Below are 1,848 nucleotides of genomic sequence, written 5' to 3' on the forward strand. Positions count from 1 at the left end.
GATTTCACAACCATTAATGGAAATAAAACCGACCTTCATCCATGTCTATCTGTGGATAAACAATGCAGAATCCATATCGTTGAGTGCTGAATAACAGCAAGATTTCAGAATTTTACATCAATCTTGGCTCATAAGCTGCTGAATTAATGTTGAAACTTACATCATACTTTGTTCGTCACGGGATCAAGCGGATTCATTCGGAAATCCCGCCCTAAAATTTCATATTTTGTTCAAAAAATCCAAATACTTCGTTTCCACCGCAGCCAGCGTATATTCGCGTTCGATTCGCTCTCTGGCGTTGCGGGCATATTGCGCATAGCCGCCTGGATCTGCGTCGAGCAACGTGCACATGGCAGCTGCAAGCGCCTTTGGATCCCTCGCCGGCACCGCGATGCCGCCATTGCCGACGACGATGGCGGCATCGCCGACATTGGTCGTCACCACCGGCTTTGCGAAGCTCATGGCCTCCGCGATGACATTGGGAAAGCCCTCCGTCCGCGAGGACAGCGCCAGTATGTCAATGCCCTGATAGAAGCCGGCCATGTCTGTAACCTCTCCTTGAAGTTCGATCCGACCTGACGGCAGCGCTGCGTCGGCAATCAACTGCGCAACAGCAGGATTGTCCCAGGACAGTCCGTGACCGGCGGCCGTAAAAGTCGCATCCGGATGTGTCTGCGAAACCAGTTTGGCCGCCTGGAAGAACGTCGCATAGTCTTTTTGCGGATGAAAGCGAGCCGCTATGCCGATCCGTTTTGCAACACGCGACACTGGCGCGGTCAGAGGCGGGAGATCGAAACCGTTGGGAATGACGACGGCGTTGTGATTGCTGTAGCCATAGGCGCCGTGCATTTCCAGAGCCCGTGAGGAATTGTAGATAAAGCCGGCGGCACGGCGCGACAGCAACTTCGAGACCGCGATGGCGATACGGGAACTGCGCGACAATGAAGCTGGATCATCCAGCGATTGACGGACATTCCAGAACACTGGCGTATGCCGGCGCGAAAGGCCTGCCGCGATCGTGCCTGCAATCATCGCATGATACATCCAGCAAAGCACCGCCGTCGGCTGCTCTTGCCGAATCAACTTCGTCAATGTGAAAATTGCGCCCAGCAAGGCCGTAGGGGCTCCCGCTTCCAGCGCGACGTAGGTAACTCTGGGATTATTGGCGAGGGCTCGATTGCGCGCCGATATTCCCATGAGAGATACAACAACGATCCGTCGGCCGCCTGAAATTCGCAGCAAGCGCGTAAGCATGGTTTCGGCGCCGGCACTCGCGGTGAAATTGGTAATGACATGCATGATCATCATGGCGGTCCGTTTAATACTCAAACACGTCGTTTGTTTTCAACAGTCCCCGAATTGCAATTGCCAGAACCGCGAGCCTTTGCATCAATGGATGCTCAGTCAAAGGTCGCCAGCGCAAGATTATCGTCCAGAGAAAACCACTGGACATTCTACCGCAGAACCGGCTGTTTCGCACGCGGCCTGATATGCAAACGGCATTAGGTTCGCGTTGAAGATGATATCAAAGCACAGTGAAATATTCATTGGTTGATTTGCATTGTAATCAGCTGGACAATTTCTCGTATGTGATGATTTATATCTCGAAATGGGAAAGGCTCAAAGCTAAGCCTTTATATTTTTGACAAGGTTGCCGTAGCAAAGCTCCTGCGTCTATGCGCTGCAGATTGTAAATTCGTCTCTGATGATAGCTGGTGCCTGACGCGCCTGAAGACTTTTCGGGGTGAAAAAAGATGCGTGTTGTTCTTGTTGGCGCTGTTGAAAGTTCGAAAGTCGCATTCGACGCACTCGTGAAGGCCGGAGAACCACCCGTTCTCGTCGTAACGC

The 1,848-nt window shown here is 52.3% G+C and carries 1 protein-coding gene and 1 pseudogene; one reads left to right on the forward strand and one right to left on the reverse strand.

Translation table 11 applies throughout. The features are described from left to right. Nucleotides 1-219: 219 nt before the first annotated feature. Nucleotides 220-1,305 (reverse strand): glycosyltransferase, encoded by a 1,086-nt coding sequence (locus AC1D17_RS28835; RefSeq protein ID WP_477568617.1) that lies wholly within the window; start codon nucleotides 1,303-1,305, stop codon nucleotides 220-222. Nucleotides 1,306-1,754: 449 nt separating this feature from the next. On the opposite strand from AC1D17_RS28835, the pseudogene AC1D17_RS28840 reads away from it, so the two are divergent. After that, a pseudogene (locus AC1D17_RS28840) lies at nucleotides 1,755-1,848 on the forward strand (methionyl-tRNA formyltransferase); the annotation flags it as partial.

The organism is Pararhizobium sp. P1_E7 (assembly GCF_056405855.1).

Bases quoted from the DNA above. Each gene is read 5' to 3' on its own strand.
- AC1D17_RS28835 (WP_477568617.1), bottom strand. From the start codon at position 1,305: ATGATCATGCATGTCATTACCAATTTCACCGCGAGTGCCGGCGCCGAA.